Annotated in this window: 1 protein-coding gene and 1 pseudogene; one reads left to right on the top strand and one right to left on the bottom strand. The window is 79.8% G+C overall.

The window, feature by feature from the left end; all coding sequences use genetic code 11:
- Positions 1-84, top strand: a pseudogene (locus PUR71_RS41130) (DUF5703 family protein); the annotation flags it as partial.
- A 127-nt stretch (positions 85-211) separates the two neighbouring features.
- On the opposite strand, the gene PUR71_RS06545 reads toward PUR71_RS41130, so the two are convergent.
- Positions 212-319, bottom strand: a complete 108-nt coding sequence (locus PUR71_RS06545) for an LPXTG cell wall anchor domain-containing protein (protein WP_329925376.1) — start codon at positions 317-319, stop codon at positions 212-214.
- Between the last annotated feature and the right edge of the window lie 2 nt (positions 320-321).

Genomic DNA, 321 nt, shown 5'->3' with positions numbered 1-321 from the left:
CTCGACCGGCTGCGGCTCTTCCCGGACGGGAGCCGGACGGTCAGGCTGCGGCGGCGGATCATCCGGCAGGTCCGCAACTGGTGAGCGCCTGAGCTCACGGCCCGCAGGGCGCCTCCACTCACACCGCGGTCCACGCCGGGCACGCGCGCGCCCGCGGCCGTCCGGTCCTCCCGGCGGCCGCGGGCGCGCGTCGTTCCGTGTCCGGCGTGCCTCAGCGGGCGCCGGCGCGGGCCCGGCGGTAGAGCACGCCGCCGCCGAGCAGCAGCGCGAGGCCGGCCGCGCCGAGCAGCTCGACGTCGCCCGCGCCGGTCGACGCCAACT

The sequence above is a fragment of the Streptomyces sp. SP17BM10 genome (assembly GCF_036322405.1).
Classification (GTDB): Bacteria; Actinomycetota; Actinomycetes; order Streptomycetales; family Streptomycetaceae; genus Kitasatospora.
Note: the sequence above shows the minus strand (reverse complement) of the source record. Positions and strands in the feature narration are given on the sequence as shown.